This is a genomic window from Psychrobacter urativorans (assembly GCF_904846675.1).
Taxonomy (GTDB): domain Bacteria; phylum Pseudomonadota; class Gammaproteobacteria; order Pseudomonadales; family Moraxellaceae; genus Psychrobacter; species Psychrobacter urativorans_B.
On the sequence record NZ_CAJHBT010000025.1, the window covers coordinates 1 to 22,469 of the forward strand.

The following is a 22,469-nucleotide window of genomic DNA, read 5'->3' on the forward strand; positions in this document are numbered from 1 at the left end:
CTCCGACGTCACTTGATTTACCAGGCAGAATGTCTTTAATTCGTTCCCATTGGTCATCGCGTAGGGCATGCCGTCTTGTCATGATGTCTGATATCGGGTTTCCAATTTAGAATAAGTATAACTTACTCTACAAAAGAAGCGCTAATTGATGACACGCCCTAGCCACTATTGATTAGAAAATCAGCAATATTATGCAAAAAACCTTGCTTTTTATAGGCTTTCACGGCATTGTTAACGGTTGACATTGTCATAAATAATTGTAAAGAGGATTGAGTTGCATGAGTAATTTAACAGTAGGCTTGGTAGGTTGGCGCGGCATGGTTGGCTCAGTGCTGGTTCAACGGATGCGTGAAGAAAATGACTTTGCTGGTATCACGCCAGTGTTTTTTTCGACCAGTAATGCCGGCGGTGACGCCCCAAGCTTTGATGGTGTCGCTACAAGCCAATTGAAAGATGCTCATGATATCGAGACATTAGCTGCTTGTGACGCGATTATCACCTGCCAAGGTGGCGACTATACAGAAAAAGTACATCAGCCCTTGCGCGATAGCGGCTGGAATGGTTATTGGATTGATGCTGCCAGTACCCTACGCATGGAAGATGAGAGCATCATTGTGCTTGACCCAGTCAACCGCAAAGTCATCGACAGGGCTTTAGCTGATGGCAAAAAAGACTTTATCGGTGGTAACTGTACCGTGTCACTTATGCTAATGGCAATCGGTGAGCTGTTTAATAAAGGCTGGATCGAATGGGTCAGCGCCATGACTTATCAAGCGGCTAGTGGCTCAGGTGCGAATAACATGCGCGAGCTAATTAATGGCATGGGTGTACTACGTGATGCGGTCAAAGATGAGCTGGCAGACCCTGCGAGCGCGATACTTGAGATTGATAAAAAGATTGCTGAAACTCAGCGCTCAGCTGACTTCCCTAAGCAGTACTTTGGTGTGCCATTAGCCGGTAGCTTAATTCCATATATCGACTCGCAACTGGAAAACAAACAGTCACGGGAAGAATGGAAAGGCGGTGTTGAAACCAATAAAATTCTTGGTAATTCAGAAGTCGATAACATCGCTATTGACGGTATGTGTGTCCGTGTTGGTGCGATGCGCTGTCACGCACAAGGCTTAACAATTAAGCTGAAAAAAGATATTCCGCTAGAGGAAATCGAAGCGGCGCTAAAAAACAGCGGCAATCAGTGGTTAGATGTAGTCGAAGACGATAAAGAAGGAACTATGAACCGTTTAACGCCAGTGGCCGTCACTGGTACATTAACTGTGGCAATTGGTCGTTTACGTAAGCTCAATATGGGACCTGAATATTTAGGTGCCTTTACCGTTGGTGACCAACTGTTATGGGGCGCAGCCGAGCCGTTACGCCGGATGCTAAACATCATTCGTGAGCAAAAATAATAAGCAGCTTTTTAATAGAAGCCTATTAGCAGTTGCTTCATAAGCAATGATAATAAAATAAAAAAGACAGCCTAGGCTGTCTTTTTTTGGGTCGATTTTACTACCGTCATTTAATAGAGTCTGTTTATTAAAAGAACCAGCTTGATACAAGTAAACAGTTATTTCTGCTGGTAAGGAATCATAACCTCATTACGGCGCATAAATGGTAATATCCACGGCGGATTATAACGCGCCAGCTCGGAGGTACCGGTTATAGTTAATTTTTGACTTTGCATCCAAGTCCGCAAGGTCTCTGTCTTGTCTACTACTCTATTATTACCAGCAAGTCCTGAGAATTGAATGACCCCATAAGTCTTAACGGGTAGCTCAGTAATCGTAATGTCCGAGTTATTAGGTTTGGGCAAGGTTTGCATAGTGTAATGACTGGGCATAATAAACTGTACCCGCCACTTGCCATTATCCTGCTGTGCTTCTTGTAATTGTTGTATCATCACAGGTGCGGTCATAGCAATCTTTTTTGACTGCTCAGCGTTATCGGTGTCATTGCTATCAGTGCCATTACTGTCAGGGTTGTTGTTTTCATTAACAGTTTGCGGCTGCATCATTACTGGAGCCGTCATGCTGATTTTACTACTGTCCCCACTTAGCGCAGTATTATTACCAAAAATATAGTCTGCCAATATTTTAAATCCTTGGCGACTGGCAGCATCTTGATCGCCTGTCACCCAAGTCTGTGCGACGAGCTGGGCATCATAGCGACGTAACTCAAAGTCTTCGGTCTGATTCAAAATAGTATAATTAGGTTCTTCAGTGGCCATAGCAACTCCTCGTATAAGTAGTGAAGTGACAAGCAATAGAGAAATTAAGCTTTTATAACTTGTCTCCGCAGTTCAATAGTATTGTTTTTTATAATACGTACGGCTCAAAGGTGAGAGAAAAAAGCACTCATTTTTTAATCTACTCATACCTATACTTTAACAATCAGCTAACGGCTGTGTCTATTGCTGTTAGGTATACTGCACTGCCTGCTATCTACTTATATATACAACGTTCTCTGCAAAGCCATGTGAAGCGCTATATGACCACACATATAAATTATTTATATAATAAACAGAAGACAGAAGATTAAAATTAACTTTGTTCCTCTTAACGCCTATCTTAATATCTACACCCAAAAAATAACCAGCAATGCTATAATTAGTGCTATTTTCATAGCTTAGATAGCGACTATTATATGCAATTTACCTTACATAAAACGGCCAGCGGCGATACTCGCGCACGTCGCGGCACCGTTCATCTTAATCATGGTGACGTCCAAACCCCCGCTTTTATGCCAGTTGGTACTTACGGCACGGTTAAAGGTATGCTGCCACGCGATATTGAAGCCATTGGCGCTGATATTATATTAGGCAATACTTTCCATCTATGGTTGCGCCCTGGTACCGATGTCATCGACAAGTTTGGCGGCTTGCATCAATTTATGCATTGGGATAAGCCAATCCTGACCGATTCCGGTGGCTTTCAGGTATTCAGCTTAGGCGCTATGCGTAAAATTACTGAAGAAGGTGTAAACTTTAAATCACCCATTGATGGCGCTAAAGTATTTTTATCACCAGAAAAATCGATGCAGATTCAGTACAGTCTAAACTCTGACATCGTTATGCAATTCGATGAGTGTACGCCCTATCCTGCCACTCATGATGAAGCCAAAAAGTCTTTAGAGTTATCACTCCGCTGGGGTCAGCGTTGCCTTGATGAGCATCAAAATCTAGGCAGCACCAATGCCTTATTTGGTATTATCCAAGGCAGCATGTATGAAGACTTGCGTCGGCAGTCATTGGAAGGTCTGTTAGAGATTGGCTTTGATGGCTACGCAATCGGTGGACTGTCAGTCGGCGAACCTAAAGATGAGATGATGGATGTCTTAGACTATATTCCAGACGCCATGCCAGCGGATAAACCGCGCTATCTGATGGGTGTTGGCAAACCTGAAGATATCGTTGAAGCTGTGCGGCGTGGGGTAGATATGTTTGACTGTGTGATGCCGACTCGTAACGCCCGTAATGGTCATTACTTTGTTACTGGTAATTTGGATAACATTGGCATCGTACGTATTCGCAATAGCCAATATCGTAATGATGAGGGACCGTTGGACCCTGAATGCGATTGCTACACTTGTCAGAATTTTAGCCGTGCCTACCTCTATCATCTTAACAAATGTAAAGAGATGCTGGGTGCACAGCTAGCAACTATCCATAACCTGCGTTATTACCAACGCTTGATGATTGGTATCAGGGAAGCCATTGAGCAAGATAGCTTTGATGCGTTTGTGAATGAGTTTTATAGCATACGCGGACAAACGGTCCCTGAGCTAAACTTACGCTAATTATTACTCATTTAACCGCAGTTTTTACACCCTTCAAAATATAAAAAAGGCCTAAGATAATCTTAGGCCTTTTCTATTAACTGTCTCTTTTATTAGCACTTTTTTTGATTATACTATCTTGATCGTACTAATGAATACTTAGCTCATAAGGGTAGTAATAAAGACCACAATCACCGCGATTGGTGCGACAAATTTAGCAATAATTTGCCAGAGTGTCCAAGCTGTACCAGACAGATTAAGCTCTTGTTGGATACTACGTTGATCCATTCTCCAAGCGAAGAATACAATCGCTGCTAGACCCGTCAATGGCAATAAGAACTTACTGGTTAGCTTATCTAACACATCAAAGATACCGTTACCCATGATGGTAAAATCCGCCCATAGGTTGAACGATAATAGTGCCGCAATACCCAATAGCCAAATCACAGTACTAGCAACGATAGTTGACATCGTACGGCTCATTGAGGTGCGCTCTTCTAAAAACTCAACTGATGGTTCTAATAATGAGATTGAAGACGTTACTGCCGCAAAGGTAATTAACAAGAAGAATAACGTACCAATGATAATGCCGCCAGTCATACTACCAAAGGCGATAGGCAAGCTCACAAATATAAGACCAGGACCTGAAGCAGGGTCAAGACCATTGTTAAAGATAATCGGGAAAATCGCCAAACCGGCAGCTAAAGCAATGACAGTATCCAAAATGATTACCATACGTGCGGTTTTTAGCAAATTTACTTCACGGCCTAAGTAGGAACCATAAGCGACCATGATACCCATACCAATAGACAGCGTGAAGAAGGCATGACCTAATGCCGCTAACATGATATCGCCAGTCAGCTTGCTCAAATCAGGGACAAATAGATAGTTAACTGCTTCACCAAAACCGGCATTCATGGCGTTATAACCAACGATGACGAATAAAATAATACCTAATAATGGCATCAGAATCTTGGCAGTGGTTTCGATACCACGGGTCACGCCAATACCGACAATCAGGGCAGTAATCACCATAAACACCGTATGCCAAATGGTCAGTGTACTGGCCGAAGCCAGCATGGCATCAAAGGTTGCGCCAACAGCATCGCCGTCTTGACCGCTAAAGCTACCGGTACTTACTTTGGTGATATAGTTAAGCGCCCAACCACCGATGACACTATAGAACGATAGAATTAAGAAACCACCTAAAATACCAGTTGCACCAACAATACCCCAACTACGAGATTTACCTTCGCTTGCTGCAACATCAGTAAAGGTATTAACAGGATTTTTTTGCCCTCGACGACCGATTAACCATTCGGCAACCAATATTGGAAAACCGACTAGTGCGATACAAAATAAATAGGCAATAACAAAAGCGGAACCCCCACTCTCACCTACCATATAGGGAAATTTCCAAATATTTCCTAAACCTACTGCTGAGCCTACTGCTGCAAGGACAAAGCCAAAGCTTGAACTCCACTGCGCGTGTTCTTGTTTGTTGATAGCCATTATGCCGTCCTCATGACCCGCTCAATATTGCTTATGATTAATCTTAATCATCGTTAGTAGCCATAAATAGTCATTCGACTGTCTAACTAACACATCAATGTGACGCGCTCAGCAACATTAAGAAAGGATTATTTACAATGTTGTAAAAGCTCAGTTTCTGCTAAGCCACTGGAAAAGTCAAGTGATGATAAACACGAAAGGCCATAACTAATAGTTATGGCTAAAAAAATCTCAATAAGTATAGGAGCTTAATTCAGTAGAGGATAAGAGATTAAGGGCGCGATAAAAGACCTTATAGCGAATCCTAGCGGACAACACCACGTTCACTGTGCTGCAAAGAGTTGATAAGTAGCTCAATTTTAGGTTCTTTAGGCAGCAATTCTTCTCGTAATATGGCAAGCGCTTGCGCAGTGGTTAATCCAGATCTAAAAATAGCCATGTAAGCTTGGCGCAAGACATCGATAGTCTGCGGTGACCAATCTTTACGGCGCATTCCTTCAATATTAAGACCATGTGCATGAGCAGGATTACCAGATACCATAGTAAAAGCGGCCACGTCTTTTAAGATTAAACTGGCACCTCCCACCAAACTATAATCATCAACCCGGCAAAACTGGTGAACACCTGAGTTACCGCCGATAATGGTATGATTACCGATAGTGACATGCCCTGCGATACCCGCATTATTAGCGATTACATTATGATCTCCAATCGAACAGTCATGGGCGATATGGGTATTAACCATCAATAGATTGTGACTGCCAATCTTGGTTATACCTTCATCTTGCGCGGTACCTCGATGCAGGCTACAAGCTTCACGAATAGTATTGTGATCGCCAATCTCTAGCCACGTGCGCTCACCGGCATACTTTAAATCTTGCGGATCTTCACCGATGCTGGCGAACTGATAAAATTGATTGTGCTTACCGATTTTAGTGAGTTTTGTGACTACCACATGCCGATACAAAGTAGTATGCGCGCCAATCGTTACCTCGTCACCAACGATACAATACGGACCGATGACTGCGGTGTCATCGATCATAGCAGACGGTGAGATGAGCGCTGTAGGGTGAATCTGACTCATAATGCAGGCCTTTGTATCATTTAATGCAGGTAAGTAGTGAAAATTACATTTGGTTAAGCAAGTAGCTTCATCACAACAATTAGCCGCTTGTCACTGTTCTTGGCGGGCAATCATCACTTGAGCACTTGCTGCCAGCTCATCTTCCACATGTACCGTACAGTCAAACTTATAAATACCACGCTTTTGCACAACCGTTTTAGCACGAATAATCAGCTGATCCCCCGGAATTACACGACGTTTAAAACGCACTTTATCGACCCCTGCAAACAAATATAGATAGCCATCTTCAGCGGTCAAGCCTGCGCTGATGAAGCCCAGTACCCCTGAAACTTGCGCCATGGCTTCTACCATCAACACTCCTGGCATAATCGGCTCATCAGGGAAATGACCATTAAAAAACTCTTCGTTAATAGTGACATTTTTGATGCCCGTGATGCACTCACCCGGCTTACATGCCGTAATTTTATCGACCAGCATGAATGGATAACGATGCGGCAGATAATGTTTGAGCGTGTGATAAGTCAATGGCAAGGTTAGCCCTTGCTCAGATAATGCTTTAATATCGTCATCAATTAGGGTGTCAATATCAGTGGCGCTCATAACGGGGCTTCCTTGCTGTTGTTGCGGGCTATTAATAATACGATGTAAGAAATAATATGTATTTATTTGATATAAATTGTAGTTATTATTAAAACTCTAAAAAGCTATTCATTACCAAGCTGACGGAAGCGTACAGCAGCACGTCGCCATTTGGCGGTTGGCATTGCTGCTGTCCCTGAGGAATATGAGCCCGCTGTTTTAATGGATTTGGTCACCATTGTCATGCCTGATAAAATGACATCATCCGCAATCTCAATATGGCCATTAATACCGACTGCGCCGCCAATAATACAGCGTTTACCAATAGTCGTGCTGCCTGCAATACCTGTTTTAGCAGCAATAGCGGTACCGTGACCGATGCGTACGTTATGTGCTATTTGCACAAGGTTGTCAATAATAACATGATTGCCAATGACGGTATCATCAATCGCGCCGCGGTCAACGCAGGTGTGACTGCCAATACGCACATGATTGCCGATAATGACACGACCAAGCTGGGCAATACGTACCCACCCACTGGAACTTGGGTCACCTGTCGGCGCAAAACCAAAACCTTCAGCACCAATACTCACTCCAGTATGCAACCGCACGTGATTGCCAATCCTACAGTCATGGCCAATCACTACGTGCGACTTAATAACTGCATCAGTACCAATCTGGGAGTGCGCCTCAACGACGGCATGCGAATCAATACAGCTACGCTCACCAATATGAACCTGCTCACCAATCACGCAATAAGGACCAATGCTGACCTCGTCACTGATAACCGCGCTATCAGCGACGACGGCTGTCGGATGAATGCCAGTGTTAGCGCTATTAAGCACAAACAGTTGACTGCCGCTGGCATAAGCCAAATAGGGTGTTGCCACTACCAGCGCTATGGACGTTACCGGAACCTGATCACGGTAGGGCTCAGTAACCAGCATTGCCCCTGCCTGGCTATTAGCTAGGCTAGATATATAGCGCGGGTCGGCCAAAAAACTCAGTTGTGCACCATCGGCATCAGTCAAACTGCCAACACCATTTAGGCGGGTATGCAACTGTTCAGTACTGAGCTCAGATTTATTCAATACTGGCTGGCATTGCTCAATTTTGGTAATAAGTTGTTCAATCGTTATCATAATTCAAGTTAGTACGCTTTATAAAATTAGACGAGCGCCGAGCTAAAACCTTAGCTTGACGACCAATTAAAACCTCATTGTATTGCGCTCAATTTAAGACACTGAAGCTATTTAAAGCAAACCAAGCTAGAACGGACTAAGTTTGAATATATCAACTTAGAACGTGCTACCAATCTGGAATTGTACTTTCTCAGTCTCATCGCCTTCTTTATCACCAATGGGTACGGCATAACTTAACGAAATCGGTCCAATAGGGGTATACCAAGTAATACCGGCGCCCGCACTGAAACGGAATTTATTATCTTGGGTCAGAAGCGGTATATCGGTTTGTTTATTGCCCACTGGATCAAAGAATTTACGGTCTTCTTTATCAGTGGTATCGAATACTTGGCCGCCTTCAGCGAATATTACCGGACGCACTTGTTCTGCCCAATCACCTTTAAATGGCATTGGCAAAATTAGTTCGGTACCAAAGCTGACTAAGGCGTTACCACCGACCTCTTCATCTTGCAGACGGTCAAAACTGTCATCGACGGCATCATAGTAGCTTTTAGATCTAGGTCCAAGGGTTGATGCTTCATAACCACGTACGGAACCATAACCACCGGCATAGAAGTTCTCATAGAATGGTAAGTCGTTACCATAACCAAGCTTAGTATAACCACGTGCTACCCAGTCTTTATAGAATGGATAATACACGTTACCACGATATATCATTTTTTGATAACTGGCATCACCAAGCCCAATAGTAGCATCAACAGTATGGCTCATACCTTTAGTCGGGAATACGGGACGGTCTAGAGTACTGTAATCCCAGCCCAGTAAGAGATTGTAGGTACTATAGTCATTCTTGAAACCAGCACGCCCAGTAAGTTCACCCTCATCATTTTTATAGCTTTCAAACGAACCGCCATCATCAATCAGCTGCTGAACGTTTGAAACTCCGAGACGGCTACCACCACGAACTGAGGTATTATCGACATTTAAACCGGCGCTAACGCGCTTGGTTTCATCGACTGGATAGCTATAGTTTAGCGTCCCACCATAAGAGTCGGTAACATAGTTACTAACGTTCCTATCATCGTACTTGGTCTCACGATAATAAGCACTGATGCCTTGTGAGACCCCATTTTCAGTGAAGTAAGGATCGGTATAACCTAAGCTATAAGAGTCGCGAGTCTCTGAGCGTGATAATCCCGCTTTAACTCGGTTACCGGTGCCCATAAAGTTGTTCTGAGTCAAATCTACTTGGAAAGTCACACCGCCACTTTGTGAGTAACCCGCGGCAATAGTCGAGCTACCTGAGGGCTGCTCTTCAACAGTATAGTAGACATCGACTTGGTCTGGCTGATTGGGCACGGGTTTAACTTCAACGTTAACGCCTTTAAAAAAGCCTGTACGCATCAAACGCGTGCGCGACAGCTGGATTTTTTCATTAGAAGCAAGCGCGCCTTCTAATTGACGCATCTCACGGCGTAGTACTTCATCTTGGGTACGCAAGTTACCGTTAAAATTAATACGGCGCACATAAATAGGACGGGCAGGATCGATATAATAATCGATATCAACGATTTTGGTATCTTCATCAATGCGAGGAACCGGACGAACTTGGGCCAAATAATAGCCTTCGTTACCATAACGGCTTTTTAGTGCCGCGGTGGTTGCATCAAGCTTGGCTTGAGAGTATTGCTCATTGGGTGCAAAAGTGACTAGTTCCTTCAGCTGATCATTATCAAACTTAGGCTGACCTAAGAAGTTGATATCACCGAATTGATATTGCTCCCCTTCACTTAAGCTAATTTCAATAAACACACTGCGTTTATCTTCACTGATATTAAGCACTGCATTATCGACGTTAAAACGCACGTAGCCATCATTTTGATAAAGCGCTTTTAGGTTCTCTAAACTGGCCGCCAGCTTTTCTTTAGCATAGCGATCAGACTTAGACAGTAAACGCGTCCACGATGATTCTTTTACCGCAAAGACATCTTTAATATCAGAATCACTGAAATGCTTATTGCCAATAATATTAATATCGACTACTTTAGCAGGCTTGCCTTCGATAAAGCGCACGTCTAATTTAACGCGGTTACCATCAAGCAGCGTTTGGTCGACTTCGATATTACTATTATAATAACCTTGGCTGATATATTGCTGCTGTAGCTCATTGGCCACGCCTTGCAGCGTCGACTGTTTAAGCACAGCGCCTACAGATAAACCTGCGTTTTTTAGTCCTTGCTCCAGTCCCTCTTTAGGTATCAGCTTATTACCGTCAAAGTTTACTTCGGCGATAACAGGGCGTTCAATAACATCAAAACGCAGCTGGCCACCTTCAACGCGGCTTTGAATATTGGCGAAATTATCGGTGGCATATAGGGCTTTGATGCTGGCTGCAAGGCTTGCGTCCGTGACCGTATCACCCACCGAAACAGGTAACACCGGATAGAGACTATCGGCAGTTAGGCGCTGTAGCCCTGAAAAGTCGATGTCTGTTACCACAAAGTCTGCCGCTTGTGCCGACATACTCATCATCGCTACCACTAACGGCAACCCAGCCGCGCTCATAAATAAAGGCGTACGCATAAACACTATCCGTCAATAAAAAACTTGCTTAAGTTAAGGTAAAAAGCGCGTGTTGTCTAGCCCAATCAATTCGGAGTTTTTAACTCAAACATTGGTGACTCCGAACACTTTATATAAAACGTATCATAAAATAAACTAAAAATTACCATTAGTATAGTAGCAGTGCTATAGCCCGTCAGCATGTCATTGGCATAATCAGGATGCTATTCCCATGCAGACGTTAGTATATCGCATCTTACTCTGTTAGACGGTTACCGTACAATCAAAATAGCCGACTGATATCATTACCAATCGCTAACACCATGAAACCTGCCAGCAAGAGTAAACCGATATTCAGACCTATCATTTGTACGCCTTCTGATAATGGTTTACCCCGAATCAGCTCGATAAGATAATAAACAATGTGACCACCGTCCAATACTGGAATAGGTAACAAATTCAGTACCGCTAGACTCAAACTGATTAAAGCGGCGGTCGACAGCACCATCTCCCAGCTAATATCAAAGCTTTGCTTGGCGACTTTGGCAATAGTAATAGGCCCAGATAGATTTTCAAGTCCAATTGCTCCAGACAGCATTTTTCCCATTGAGCTGACTGTCATCACTGCCAGCTGCTCGGTTTTTTCAAACGATTTAACCAGTGCCTCACCTGCGCCATATACTACCGTGGTTTTATAAGCATTAGGAATGACAATCTCAGATTGAGCAACCATAGCACCAATTTGGCCATAATCGTTACCCAAAGTATCTTTTTTACCTTGTGGCATAATTTGCAGCTGCACCGGTTTATCCGCTCGTAGCACCGTAAAGTTTAGCAATACTTCAGGACTATCACGGATAATTCGGGTGGCGCTTAGCCAATCTACTACTGGTGTATCGTTAATCGCGGTGATACGATCACCGACTTCTAAACCTTGGCGAAGAGCCGCCCCATCAGCTGATAAATCACCAATGATAGGTGCAATTTCTGGTTGCCAAGGCAGCATCCCAAAGCTAGTTAACGCGTCTTTACCTTGAGCATCACCTTGCATAAAGCGCGTCACGGGTGCTTGATAAGTTTGCAAGCCTGTAGCAGATGGCGAAGTGGCTTGGGGTTGTGGGCTAGCTTGCGACTGAAGAGTAACGCTGACATTGTCAGTCTCACCCATACGTCCTGCAAGACGATAATTAATCGCCTCCCATGTTTGCACTTCATGTCCATCAATAGCTACAATTTTGTCACCGGCTGGCAACTGCGCCATCGCTGCTGGACTATCCGGTAATACTTGACCAATATTGGTTGCTAACTGCTCTGATGGGGTCATAAACAACACCCAAAACAGCGCAATGGCAATAATAAAGTTCATAATCGGACCAGCAGCCACAATAGCAATCTTCTTCAGTGGATGCTGACGATTAAAGGCCAAATGTTGTTCATGCTCAGCCACTTCGCCTTCGCGCTCATCAAGCATTTTAACATAACCGCCAAGTGGCAACGCTGAGATGCGATAGTCAATACCGCTCTTCTTACTGGTCCAACCGGCAAGTTTAGGACCGAAGCCAATAGAATAAGTCAGCACCTTAACACCGCACAGCCGCGCCACGATAAAGTGACCCCATTCGTGCAGCGCAATCAGGGGCCCCAATACAAAAATTGCCGCCAATAGCGTTAATAAGAACGTCATTATCTTTTCTCGCTTAGGTTGCTATAGGTTAAGTCGCCTACATTTATATAGGTTTGTTTAATCACTGTCGCCAATTTAAATTGATTTCAGCTATGCGATCTTTGCAATAATGGCATCGGTATAGCGCCGCGCCATCGCATCAATCGCTAGAATATCATCGATATCTGCATCCGTGCCTAATGTCGACACCTGAACTTCAGCCAATGCTTGCTCATTAATATCAGCAATATCTGTCAGGCGTACTTGCCCCGCTAAAAATGCCGCCACAGCGACCTCATTGGCTGCATTGAGCACAATAGTCGCTTGTGTCCCTGCTTGCATGGCTTGGCGCGCCAGACGCAAACAAGCAAATTTTTGTAAGTCAGGTTTAATAAACTCAAGACCACTGAGCGCATACAAATCTAAGGGCTGCGAGCCACTATTGATACGCGCAGGATAGCTGAGCGCATGGGCAATGGGGGTTTTCATGTCTGGGCTGCCCAGCTGCGCCAAAAAGCTACCGTCGCTATATTCTACCATTGAGTGAATGATACTTTGTGGATGAATCACCACATTTATATTATCTTCTGACAAGTCGAATAAATGGCACGCTTCTATCAGCTCTAGCCCCTTATTCATCATGGTTGCTGAATCGACTGATATTTTTTGTCCCATCGACCAATTTGGATGCTTGACCGCTTCTGCTACGCTTGCTTGCTGCATCTGACTAAATGACTGCTGCAAAAATGGCCCACCGGAGGCGGTTAACCACAGATTACGTACCCCGTGGCTACGCTCATGAATTTGGGTATTGTCTTGTTGAATAACAGGCGGCAAACATTGAAAAATCGCATTGTGCTCAGAGTCAATTGGTAACAAAGTAGCATGATGAATCTTTACTGCCTCAATCATCATTTGTCCAGCCATGACCAGCGCTTCTTTATTGGCCAATAAAATACGTTTACCCGCACGCGCTGCCGCTAAAGTAGATGGCAACCCTGCTGCTCCGACAATAGCGGCAACCACCGTATCAACTTGGCTGTCGGTGGCAATATCAATCAATCCAGCATCACCGCCAACCACATCAACATTCAAACCCGCTGTATGCAAGCGCTGAGCGAACTCATCAACGACGACCGTCGGTACGCAAACACGCTTCGGCATAAACTGCTGACACAGTGCCAATAACTTATCTAAACGCTGATATCCTGATAAGGCATAGACCTCATAATCATGCGGATAGCCCGCTAAAATTGTTAAAGTGCTATCGCCAATAGAGCCCGTTGCGCCGAGTACGGCGATGCGTTGCGTCATAATTATGGATGCCTATGATATCGTTATAGTAAATAAAGAGAGTCAAACAACTGAAAAGTATGGATAGCCAGAAATAAAAAATACAAAAAAGACTTATTATAAACCGTTATAAATACAACTCAACAAAAATAAAAAGCCCAGTACTTAGCTCGGCATAATAAACCAGCTCGACAACATTGCTGAACATATCTTTTAAACCACCAATAAGCCGAGTTGCTGCAAGCCCCAAAAACCAAGCGCGAATATCGGGGTCGCAGATAATAGCGAATCGATACGATCAAGTATGCCACCATGTCCTGGCAGAATAGTACCAGAATCTTTGACACCGGCTCGGCGCTTGAGCATTGACTCAAATAAATCACCTAAAACTGAGGCCAAGATAGTTAGCGCTGACAAGGCTATAAATGAAATCAGAGCAATACCTGTCAGTTGCAACTTAAAGACACTAATAGCGATAACCACGAGCAAACCCGTCACCAGCCCGCCAGCAAGCCCTTCCATACTCTTATTGGGAGAAACATTCGGTGCCATTTTACGCCGTCCCAGCTTACGCCCAACGAAGTAAGCACCGCTGTCGGCACACCAGACCATCAAGAATACATATAGCAGCCACCACGCTGACTGTTGCCACAGGTAGAACATAGCCGTAATCGAGGCAGTTAATATCACGCCCCCCATCAGTGCCAGCTGTTTACCATACCATTTGGTATGAGTTGGGAACTTACCGACCCAAGATAGTGCCATCAGCCATATTATTAATGACGCCGCCCACCATAACACCCAAGTTATTGGGAACATGAGTGCTATTAATGTCACTACCAACACCAGCAGCACAAAAACCACTGGCTGCCGCCATTTTGGCATCAGCTTCGTCCATTCGTGGGCGGCAATCGTTACGCCAACCATCAATAACGGCGCAAAAAGAATAGGCGTTTGGCTCGCAAACAGCGCAATACCAACGATAATAATGAGAACAATTGCCGTTTTAATCCGTTGCCACATACCAATTAGGCCTTATAATAATGAGACATATCTGATTAATATTGTATTATAACAATTAATTTATATCTGTTAATGACTGCGATGGCGGCGGCTCTACTTGCTCGCTGGTTTTACCAAAACGGCGCTGGCGCTTAGCAAATTCTGCGACCATTGATGCCAACTCTGCCGCAGCAAAATTTGGCCATAGCGTTTGGGTAAAAAACAGCTCTGCATAGGCTGATTGCCATAATAAAAAGTTAGAAAGACGATATTCGCCGCCCGTCCGTATTAACATATCTACTGCGGGCGTATCGGCAAGTTGCACGTGCTGGCCAAGCATATCTTTATTAATATCGTCGGCGCGTAACTGTCCGTCTTGTACCTGCTGTGCCAGTTGTTTTGCAGCATGAGCAATATCCCATTGTCCACCATAACTGATAGCAATCACTAGGGTCATGGCATTAAAATGAGCAGTTTTGGCTTCAGCGTCTGCCATTAAGTCTTGCAAATCATCACTGAGCTGACTGCGATCCCCAATAAAGCGCAGCTGAATGTGATTTTTTTGCATACGCGGCACTTGCTCATGAATAGCCAGCGCTAATAAATGCATCAAGAGTGCCACTTCATTCGGCGGACGTTGCCAGTTCTCACTCGAAAAAGCAAAGACCGTCAATACTTCAATCCCAGCATCGATACAATACTCAACGATAGGATCTAGTGCATTTTTGCCAGCGACATGACCTTCGCCGTGGCCTAAGGAGTTGGCTTTACCATAGCGATTGTTACCATCCATAATGATGGCGATATGGCGAGGGATAAGGACAGGGGCCGAAGGAGCGGAAGTAGACATGGACGTTACTGCTTATTATTGAGGTAAATTTATCAGGGTTAATTTATTGATAGTGCTGGTTTAGCACACTTATTTATAATCAATTTATAACAACCATTTGAAATAGTGACCTCTTTATAATAACGCAGGTGATGAGATTTAAAAAGTAACGCGCTGCTATTTCACAGGATTATCATAAATAAGGTTTGTCATTAAACACAATTTGCAAATAATAGAAGTTAGTCATATTTATTTATTGATTTAAAATAGAAATAAACAGCCAACAGTATCAAACTATTGGCCGTCTGTTTACACAAATAAGAAAATCAACATGGCTTGCTAAAGGCTATGAAATTGGCTTCTAGCACCTTGTTTTTATCACGCTAAACTTCCATCAAATCAGTTTCTTTTCTGCTTAAACGGCTATCGATAGTTTCGATAAATTTATCCGTAATTTTTTGAATATCATCACTAGCGCGGCGCTCGTCATCTTCTGATATTTCTTTTTCTTTGGCCAAATCTTTAATATCACCCAGCATATCACGGCGGATATTACGGATAGAGACACGGCTGTTCTCAGCTTCTCCGCGCGCCAGCTTTTGCATGTCGCGGCGAGTTTCTTCCGTCAAAGATGGCATTGGTACCCGAATAACGTCAGCAGTCATTGGATTAAGACCCAAATCGGCTTCGCGAATGGCTTTGTCTATCGCTTGCACCATGGTACGGTCAAAAGGCTGTACCAATAGCGTGCGCGAGTCTTCGACGTTAACACTAGCAACTTGGTTTAAAGGGGTGGCTGAGCCATAGTAGCTAACCATTACGCCTGACAACATACCTGGATGTGCGCGTCCCGTACGAACTTTACTAAAGGTGCCTTCGAGCGCCTCTAACGTCTTTTGCATACGCGATTCGCCGTCTTGCTTAATCTCTTTAATCATTACGTGTCCTTATTTATCGATACCGATAATATGTATGGCTGTTCGTTGTTTAAATGCTGACGCAACTTTCAGGTGCTGCGTTACTGCTAATAGCTATAGCTATAGCACTGCCCTATCACTTTAGTGAAAAACGCGCGTGCCTTCATTCTCGCCCATAACGACATTTAATAAGGCATTGGGCTTGGTCATATCAAAAACTTGCAGAGGTACATTATGCTCGCGGCATAGGGCAATAGCAGTCAAATCCATGACACCGAGTTTTTGTTCTAATACTTCATCAAAGGTTAGACCATCATATTTGACCGCATCGGCATGCAAGCTTGGGTCTTTATCATAGACGCCATCCACTTTGGTGGCTTTAAGAATCAAACCCGCTTCAATCTCAATGCCGCGCAGACAAGCAGCGGTATCAGTCGTAAAGAACGGGTTACCGGTACCAGCAACAAAAATGCATACTTCGCCATTTTTAAGATAACGAATAGCGTTACGGCTACTGTAGCTTTCAGTAACTTCACCAATAGGTAAGGCTGACATCAAGCGCGTTTTAATATTGCGACGCTCAAGGGCATCACGCATCGCCAAACCATTCATAACGGTGGCTAACATACCCATTTGATCGCCAGTTACTCGGCCAACCAAGCCTTCTTTTTGCAGCTGCGCGCCGCGATATAAGTTACCACCACCAACGACGATACCGACTTGCACCCCAAGACCACGCAAATGCGCGATGGACAGGCTTATCTTATCAAGCACGTCGCTATCAATACCCATGTCTTTGCCGCCTGCTAAGGCTTCGCCAGAGAGTTTAAGCAAAATACGAGAGTAGCGGGGGTTTTTGTCAGACATGAAAGCACCTTTTTATCGTTAAATTATAATCAAAAATATCGTTAACATAACAATGACACTAGAATACAGAATAAGACATGTGCGCCAAAATAGCACAAGCGTGCTAAATTGCGCTAATTGTAGCAAAAACTGCTCGCCGTTGGGCAATTTTCACGCCTACATTTAATAGTCGATTGGCTTTTTTAAATATTAACTGTAGTTAGCCAACTTTAACCATCATAACTGGCAAATAAATCATATTCGCTGGCGTCATCAATGGTAACCGTCAAGAACTGCCCGACTTTTACCGCGGACGTAATGTCATCGACATAGACATGACCATCAATTTCTGGCGCATCAGCATAACTACGGCAGATAGCAACATTCTCTTCAAAATCAATCTCATCAACTAATACGGTTAAGGTTTTACCGATTTTTTCTTGCAGCTTTTGCGCAGAGATCTCTTGTTGTAACGCCATAAAGCGCTCATAGCGTTCTTGTTTAATAGCTTCAGGCACTGGATTGGGCAAGTCATTGGCAACTGCGCCTTCGACGTCTGAATAAGTAAACGCACCCACCCGATCGAGACGGGCCTCGACTAACCAATCGAGTAAACATTGAAAGTCCTCTTCTGTTTCCCCTGGGAAGCCAACTACAAAGGTTGAGCGAATAACGATATCAGGGCAAATAGCACGCCAAGCATGAATACGCGCTAAGGTGTTTTCGCTATGGGCCGGACGTTTCATAGCCTTTAAGACGCTATGACTGGCATGCTGAAAAGGAATATCTAAATAAGGAAGTAGTTTCTTTTCACCCATTAACTCAACGACTTTATCGACGTGCGGATACGGATAAACATAATGTAGACGTACCCAAATGCCTAAATCGTTTAATGCTTGGCATAAGTCATAAAACTTAGACTTTAGCGGCATGCCATTCCAAAAGCTGGTCTTATATTTTAAATCCAGCCCATAGGCAGAGGTATCTTGTGAGATGATTAACAGCTCTTTGACCCCAGCGTTTTTAAGCGCCATCGCCTCATTCATTACGCTATCAATCGGGCGTGAGACCAATTTCCCGCGCATACTTGGAATAATACAAAACGTGCAGTGATGATTACAGCCTTCTGAAATCTTTAAATAAGCATAATGGCTGGGCGTTAATTTAATCCCCGCCTCATTAATCAAATCTATTTTAGGATTATAATCTTTATCGGTACTGCGGTCAGGCTTTGGCACGTGCAGCGCGACTGCTCTAATGACTTCATCATAAGCGTGCGCGCCGGTCACTGCTAATACAGCAGGATGCATTGTGCGAATTTTATCCGCCTCTTTACCCAGACAACCAGTGACGATCACTTTACCATTTTTACTAATGGCCTCACCGATGGCGTCCAGCGACTCTTGTACCGCTGACTCAATAAAGCCGCAGGTATTGACGACGACTAAATCTGCGCCTTCATAATCACTAGCAACTTGATAACCATCACGGCTAAGCTCAGTAATAATACGCTCACTATCAACTAGTGCTTTAGGACACCCTAAAGACACAAAACCTATCTTAGGCGTAGCTGTTGCAGGGCTAGATGCCGTTGCACCAATCCCGCCGCTGGTTGCATCGCTACTTTGAGCAATACTGCGGTTTTGATTGTGATTGGCTTTATGATGATAAGGCTCGCTCTGTGTTTGAGCTTGTGCAGGATTAAACACGGTCGCCGTATTTTGTAGCGGTTGCGCGGCAGTATTTAGGTTATCTGCATTCAGAGCATCTGAAGTTGAGCGTTCGACTGTATGCATTGCATCAGGAGACTGGGTAGAAATTTTGGGCATGGCTGACCTTGCTAGAGATAAAATGGCTGAGCGCATTGTACGTTTTTTTTATATTAATCGCCAGTTTTGCCGCGCTATAGTGTTGAGTTGTGGTTAGATATTATATCAAGGTTACAGAGTAACCTTAGCCTATAAGCCACAGAATATTGCATAAATAATCCTATAAACTGATAAAATAAAAAGTTAATAATATCAGGAACTTATATTATTATTTATAACAAAATAGAAAATAATTAAGGTTAATCAAAAAAGGGCTTGCCAAACTCTCCAAAATCTATATAATGCCAACCACTGAGACTCACTACCGAATCAGTTATCTATTTGGATGACATTTGATTTTAGATGTTAACGATGATAGAGTAACGAGAATGGGGCTGTGGCGGAATTGGTAGACGCACCAGATTTAGGTTCTGGCGCCGAAAGGTGTGAGAGTTCGAGTCTCTCCAGCCCCACCATTTTTCGATAGTGACTTATAGTTTTATAGATATTAATTTATAAAACGGTTGTCTCAAACATATATCAAATTAAACCTGCTATTAAGCAGGTTTTTTTGTGTTTAGGGTTTGAGTATTAATCAATAACACAGAGCATTCAAACAGAAGAATACTTAAGCAGATAAATTAGTAATAATAAATTGTGCCATACTAACAACTATCTATTAAAGGTATAAAGTGTCTAGGTTAAAACAATGAATAAAGGATTTTGGATGTCAGTAGGTTTCTTGGTACTGTTAGCAGGTGGCCTTGTGGGGCTTCGAAGCTTGTTTAAACCTGATACCTCAACAAATACCGATACAGTTAATGTTGATATTAATTCAGACACTAAGCTTATGATAAGTTTAGAAAGTTTTAAGGGCTTTCACCATGACGCAGAGATACTGCTAGAGAAGTTAACCGTTTTAAAAACTGGTCTGGAAAAAGCGATTGATACTAAAGATATTAACCTCTTAGGAAGTACTGTAAACAATACCTATAGAATTATGGATAATGTGAATGTTAGTCGCATGCCAACTATTGCACCTTTTGAAATTTGCGATGAGGCGCTAGATACGTTAGGTCTTTATGCTGCTGCCTCTAAAACTTATTATTCTGATGCGGACCCAATGGATATTGGCCAGATAAATGAGATGAGAAATACATTTAATGCGCAGTTTAGCCAGTGTCAAAGCATTGTTAATGACAAACCTGTTGAGGCACTCTATCAAGACTACCAGTAATATGCTTTATCTAAAATTCTTCCAAATCACTCAACACTTCCTCCATACTTTTATAACGCCGCTCAACCCGCTTCGCCAATGCCTTATTAACAATAAGCTGATAATAAAGGTACTGTTCCGGTAGTACTGGAATTGGCGTTTGACAATGCTCGATAGCCCATGCTTTTGACGGCTCACTACTTTTCGGCACAACCTTGAACGGTCGCCGGCCTGCTAAGACTTCATACATCGTTATCCCAAACGCATAGATATCACTTTGCTGTGTTGCACTCTGCCCTTGCCAGCGTTCGGGGGCGAGATAAGCCGCCGTGCCAGCAGCATTTATTGTGCACTCTTGATTAGAGTCTTTATTAACGCTTTTATCGAAGCCTTCACCAAAGCGATTGGCTAAAGCAAAATCGGTGAGCAATAATTTAGGTATTATGCTGCCATAATCAGTATTATTTGATAAAGAATTATTTAGTAAAAAAGAGCCGTTTAGCAAAATATTACTAGGCTTGATATCGTTATGTAGCCAACCGCTATAATGTAGATTGGTTATAAGGTGCGCGGCTTGTATTATAAGTTGCCGTTTTTGCTTACCTGTTAATAATGGATATTCTTTATCTTTAAGCCGATACGCCAAACTACCATGCGGATAATAAGGCATAACTAGCATCGTGAGCCAATGATTTTGATTTATTATATTTACGCTCAAGCTTTTATAAGCCCATATGGGCGGCGCGATAGACAATTTGATTGTGACGTTATTTTGAGCTTGCGTTTGTAGTGACTTATGCAAGGTTTGCAGGACAGCTATTTCATGGCTAAGGTCAGATATACTGTGATTGGGTGCATTATAATTAGCGATATCATGATTAGCATCATCATTATAAGGACTTAATTCCCATTTAATCATCACGCGACCAAACTGCTTATGCCAAGCGCGTGTCAATCCCTGGTAAATAGCTCCTTGATAGATCACGGTCTTGGTATACTGATCTTGCTGGCTGATACGCTGATGAGAGATTTTATGATAACCTAAATCCATAAGCTCAGCCGTCAAGATAGGCAATAACTGTATGGCTCGAGTACGTAAAGCTTGTGTTATAGACGGATTACTGGCACTATTTTTCATGGTACAGTCGACCCTTTATAAAGCTGCTACCGCACTATTAAATATAATACTGATTTTAAACGCAACACCAATTTTTTATTAACGATAGAGTAATTATGTCCTCTTCATCTAAGTTATACTCATCTGAACCATCACCCCCTTACGCACTGCCAGCCCCTTTGCTAGATTTACTGAACCAGTATTTACAGCAGCAAGTAACGCCAACCATTGAGATTGACCCAACTCAACTGGCCTATCGCTGGGTTGGTGGACATAGCGGACATCTAGAGCCGTTAGCGGTCAACTTATTCTTAAGCTTAGATGACTTGCATGGTATTGATACCCAAAAATCTAAGCTAATACAAAATACGCGCCAATTCCTAAAAGGGTATCCTGCCAATCATGTGCTCATGACTGGTACACGTGGTGCAGGTAAATCATCATTGATTCGGGCTTTACTGCAAGCCTATCATAACGAGGGGCTGCGTATTATTGAGATAGCTCGTAACGATCTATTGGTATTAGATAAGATTCGCGCAGCTATTAATAAGCTGCCTAGCGATTGTCATTGCCGCTATGTGGTCTATTGCGACGACTTGGCATTTAATAGTCAAGATGAGAGCTATCGTACCCTAAAAAGTGTGCTGGATGGATCGCTAGATTCTGAGCAAGACAAGCTATTGGTCTATGCGACCAGTAATCGTCGGCACCTAATGCCACAGCTGATGAAAGATAACGTCAATATTTATGATGGCCAGACTGATGAGGTCAACCCTTATGAGACTATTGATGAGTCCGTCTCATTATCCGACCGCTTTGGCTTATGGCTATCATTTCACCCCATGAATCAGCAGACTTATTTGCAAATCGTCGAGCATTATCTAAGCTTACAAGCAGCGGAAATGACAGACAACAATATAAATAGTGATAGTGATAGTGATGCTAACGTTAATGATGAAGTTAATAGTAATAATAAAAATAAGGAACTGGCTAAAAACATTAGAGCAGATGCACTACGCTGGGCATCAGAACGTGGTGGGCGCTCAGGGCGAGTAGCCTATCAGTTTAGCCGTTATTGGAGTGGTAAAGAACAACTGGCAAATGCAGATAGTGACTCTTAGAGTA

At 43.3% G+C, this 22,469-nt stretch carries 18 protein-coding genes and 1 tRNA gene; 5 read left to right on the forward strand and 14 right to left on the reverse strand.

Annotation, left to right across the window (positions count from 1 at the left end; translation table 11 throughout):
- The first annotated feature begins 278 nt into the window (after window positions 1–278).
- Entirely contained in the window at window positions 279–1,409 is a 1,131-nt protein-coding gene (gene asd, locus JMY06_RS10340) for an aspartate-semialdehyde dehydrogenase (protein WP_201529607.1), read from the forward strand.
- A gap of 158 nt (window positions 1,410–1,567) precedes the next feature.
- Here the strand turns inward: asd and JMY06_RS10345 are convergent, their stop codons facing one another.
- Entirely contained in the window at window positions 1,568–2,227 is a 660-nt protein-coding gene (locus JMY06_RS10345; RefSeq protein ID WP_201618198.1) for an SOUL family heme-binding protein, read from the reverse strand.
- 416 nt (window positions 2,228–2,643) lie between these two features.
- Between JMY06_RS10345 and tgt the strand changes: the two genes are divergently transcribed.
- Window positions 2,644–3,795: a tRNA guanosine(34) transglycosylase Tgt gene (gene tgt, locus JMY06_RS10350; protein ID WP_201618199.1), complete on the forward strand. Its 1,152-nt coding sequence runs from the start codon at window positions 2,644–2,646 to the stop codon at window positions 3,793–3,795.
- Window positions 3,796–3,933: 138 nt separating this feature from the next.
- On the opposite strand, the gene JMY06_RS10355 is transcribed toward tgt, so the two are convergent.
- The 12 genes from JMY06_RS10355 to rimO all read right to left on the reverse strand — a co-directional run bounded on the left by JMY06_RS10355 (window position 3,934) and on the right by rimO (window position 19,032).
- On the reverse strand, window positions 3,934–5,286 hold the full coding sequence (locus JMY06_RS10355; protein ID WP_201618200.1) for a sodium-dependent transporter: 1,353 nt from the start codon (window positions 5,284–5,286) through the stop codon (window positions 3,934–3,936).
- 304 nt (window positions 5,287–5,590) lie between these two features.
- The gene (gene lpxA / locus JMY06_RS10360) at window positions 5,591–6,370 is read right to left on the reverse strand and encodes an acyl-ACP--UDP-N-acetylglucosamine O-acyltransferase (protein ID WP_201618201.1); all 780 of its coding nucleotides are present in this window, start codon (window positions 6,368–6,370) and stop codon (window positions 5,591–5,593) included.
- 90 nt (window positions 6,371–6,460) lie between these two features.
- The gene (gene fabZ, locus JMY06_RS10365) at window positions 6,461–6,970 is read right to left on the reverse strand and encodes a 3-hydroxyacyl-ACP dehydratase FabZ (protein ID WP_201529597.1); all 510 of its coding nucleotides are present in this window, start codon (window positions 6,968–6,970) and stop codon (window positions 6,461–6,463) included.
- A gap of 104 nt (window positions 6,971–7,074) precedes the next feature.
- Window positions 7,075–8,091 (reverse strand): UDP-3-O-(3-hydroxymyristoyl)glucosamine N-acyltransferase, encoded by a 1,017-nt coding sequence (gene lpxD / locus JMY06_RS10370; protein WP_201618202.1) that lies wholly within the window; start codon window positions 8,089–8,091, stop codon window positions 7,075–7,077.
- Between the two features lie 156 nt (window positions 8,092–8,247).
- Complete coding sequence (gene bamA / locus JMY06_RS10375; protein WP_201618203.1) at window positions 8,248–10,674, reverse strand: outer membrane protein assembly factor BamA; 2,427 nt, start codon at window positions 10,672–10,674, stop codon at window positions 8,248–8,250.
- Window positions 10,675–10,936: 262 nt separating this feature from the next.
- Complete coding sequence (gene rseP / locus JMY06_RS10380; RefSeq protein WP_201618204.1) at window positions 10,937–12,337, reverse strand: RIP metalloprotease RseP; 1,401 nt, start codon at window positions 12,335–12,337, stop codon at window positions 10,937–10,939.
- 90 nt (window positions 12,338–12,427) lie between these two features.
- Complete coding sequence (ispC, locus tag JMY06_RS10385; RefSeq protein WP_201618205.1) at window positions 12,428–13,630, reverse strand: 1-deoxy-D-xylulose-5-phosphate reductoisomerase; 1,203 nt, start codon at window positions 13,628–13,630, stop codon at window positions 12,428–12,430.
- A gap of 192 nt (window positions 13,631–13,822) precedes the next feature.
- Window positions 13,823–14,632 carry a phosphatidate cytidylyltransferase gene (locus JMY06_RS10390; protein ID WP_201618206.1) on the reverse strand — a complete coding sequence of 270 codons (810 nt, stop codon included), beginning with the start codon at window positions 14,630–14,632 and terminating at the stop codon, window positions 13,823–13,825.
- A 55-nt stretch (window positions 14,633–14,687) separates the two neighbouring features.
- On the reverse strand, window positions 14,688–15,461 hold the full coding sequence (uppS, locus tag JMY06_RS10395) for a polyprenyl diphosphate synthase (protein ID WP_201529585.1): 774 nt from the start codon (window positions 15,459–15,461) through the stop codon (window positions 14,688–14,690).
- A 362-nt stretch (window positions 15,462–15,823) separates the two neighbouring features.
- Window positions 15,824–16,378 (reverse strand): ribosome recycling factor, encoded by a 555-nt coding sequence (gene frr / locus JMY06_RS10400; protein ID WP_201618207.1) that lies wholly within the window; start codon window positions 16,376–16,378, stop codon window positions 15,824–15,826.
- Between the two features lie 120 nt (window positions 16,379–16,498).
- Window positions 16,499–17,224: a UMP kinase gene (gene pyrH / locus JMY06_RS10405; protein WP_201618208.1), complete on the reverse strand. Its 726-nt coding sequence runs from the start codon at window positions 17,222–17,224 to the stop codon at window positions 16,499–16,501.
- 209 nt (window positions 17,225–17,433) lie between these two features.
- Entirely contained in the window at window positions 17,434–19,032 is a 1,599-nt protein-coding gene (rimO, locus tag JMY06_RS10410) for a 30S ribosomal protein S12 methylthiotransferase RimO (protein ID WP_227672294.1), read from the reverse strand.
- 370 nt (window positions 19,033–19,402) lie between these two features.
- Between rimO and JMY06_RS10415 the strand changes: the two genes are divergently transcribed.
- Both JMY06_RS10415 and JMY06_RS10420 read left to right on the forward strand, forming a co-directional pair.
- Window positions 19,403–19,487: transfer RNA gene (locus JMY06_RS10415), tRNA-Leu, on the forward strand.
- 233 nt (window positions 19,488–19,720) lie between these two features.
- Window positions 19,721–20,248, forward strand: coding sequence for a hypothetical protein (locus JMY06_RS10420; RefSeq protein WP_201618209.1), 528 nt, complete (start codon window positions 19,721–19,723; stop codon window positions 20,246–20,248).
- A gap of 10 nt (window positions 20,249–20,258) precedes the next feature.
- Here JMY06_RS10420 and JMY06_RS10425 read toward each other — a convergent pair whose 3' ends face one another.
- Window positions 20,259–21,365 carry a protein kinase domain-containing protein gene (locus JMY06_RS10425; RefSeq protein WP_201529573.1) on the reverse strand — a complete coding sequence of 369 codons (1,107 nt, stop codon included), beginning with the start codon at window positions 21,363–21,365 and terminating at the stop codon, window positions 20,259–20,261.
- Between the two features lie 95 nt (window positions 21,366–21,460).
- Here JMY06_RS10425 and JMY06_RS10430 point away from each other — a divergent pair, with 95 nt between their 5' ends.
- A complete protein-coding gene (locus JMY06_RS10430) occupies window positions 21,461–22,465 on the forward strand; it encodes an ATP-binding protein (protein ID WP_201529571.1) in 1,005 nt (334 codons plus the stop codon).
- Window positions 22,466–22,469: the final 4 nt, after the last annotated feature.

What these genes read in the sequence shown, in the direction of transcription:
- asd (WP_201529607.1), top strand. Translation starts at nt 279, where the DNA reads ATGAGTAATTTAACAGTAGGCTTGGTAGGTTGGCGCGGCATGGTTGGC.
- JMY06_RS10345 (WP_201618198.1), bottom strand. Translation starts at nt 2,227, where the DNA reads ATGGCCACTGAAGAACCTAATTATACTATTTTGAATCAGACCGAAGAC.
- tgt (WP_201618199.1), top strand. Translation starts at nt 2,644, where the DNA reads ATGCAATTTACCTTACATAAAACGGCCAGCGGCGATACTCGCGCACGT.
- JMY06_RS10355 (WP_201618200.1), bottom strand. Translation starts at nt 5,286, where the DNA reads ATGGCTATCAACAAACAAGAACACGCGCAGTGGAGTTCAAGCTTTGGC.
- lpxA (WP_201618201.1), bottom strand. Translation starts at nt 6,370, where the DNA reads ATGAGTCAGATTCACCCTACAGCGCTCATCTCACCGTCTGCTATGATC.
- fabZ (WP_201529597.1), bottom strand. Translation starts at nt 6,970, where the DNA reads ATGAGCGCCACTGATATTGACACCCTAATTGATGACGATATTAAAGCA.
- lpxD (WP_201618202.1), bottom strand. Translation starts at nt 8,091, where the DNA reads ATGATAACGATTGAACAACTTATTACCAAAATTGAGCAATGCCAGCCA.
- bamA (WP_201618203.1), bottom strand. Translation starts at nt 10,674, where the DNA reads ATGCGTACGCCTTTATTTATGAGCGCGGCTGGGTTGCCGTTAGTGGTA.
- rseP (WP_201618204.1), bottom strand. Translation starts at nt 12,337, where the DNA reads ATGACGTTCTTATTAACGCTATTGGCGGCAATTTTTGTATTGGGGCCC.
- ispC (WP_201618205.1), bottom strand. Translation starts at nt 13,630, where the DNA reads ATGACGCAACGCATCGCCGTACTCGGCGCAACGGGCTCTATTGGCGAT.
- JMY06_RS10390 (WP_201618206.1), bottom strand. Translation starts at nt 14,632, where the DNA reads ATGTGGCAACGGATTAAAACGGCAATTGTTCTCATTATTATCGTTGGT.
- uppS (WP_201529585.1), bottom strand. Translation starts at nt 15,461, where the DNA reads ATGTCTACTTCCGCTCCTTCGGCCCCTGTCCTTATCCCTCGCCATATC.
- frr (WP_201618207.1), bottom strand. Translation starts at nt 16,378, where the DNA reads ATGATTAAAGAGATTAAGCAAGACGGCGAATCGCGTATGCAAAAGACG.
- pyrH (WP_201618208.1), bottom strand. Translation starts at nt 17,224, where the DNA reads ATGTCTGACAAAAACCCCCGCTACTCTCGTATTTTGCTTAAACTCTCT.
- rimO (WP_227672294.1), bottom strand. Translation starts at nt 19,032, where the DNA reads ATGCCCAAAATTTCTACCCAGTCTCCTGATGCAATGCATACAGTCGAA.
- JMY06_RS10420 (WP_201618209.1), top strand. Translation starts at nt 19,721, where the DNA reads ATGAATAAAGGATTTTGGATGTCAGTAGGTTTCTTGGTACTGTTAGCA.
- JMY06_RS10425 (WP_201529573.1), bottom strand. Translation starts at nt 21,365, where the DNA reads ATGAAAAATAGTGCCAGTAATCCGTCTATAACACAAGCTTTACGTACT.
- JMY06_RS10430 (WP_201529571.1), top strand. Translation starts at nt 21,461, where the DNA reads ATGTCCTCTTCATCTAAGTTATACTCATCTGAACCATCACCCCCTTAC.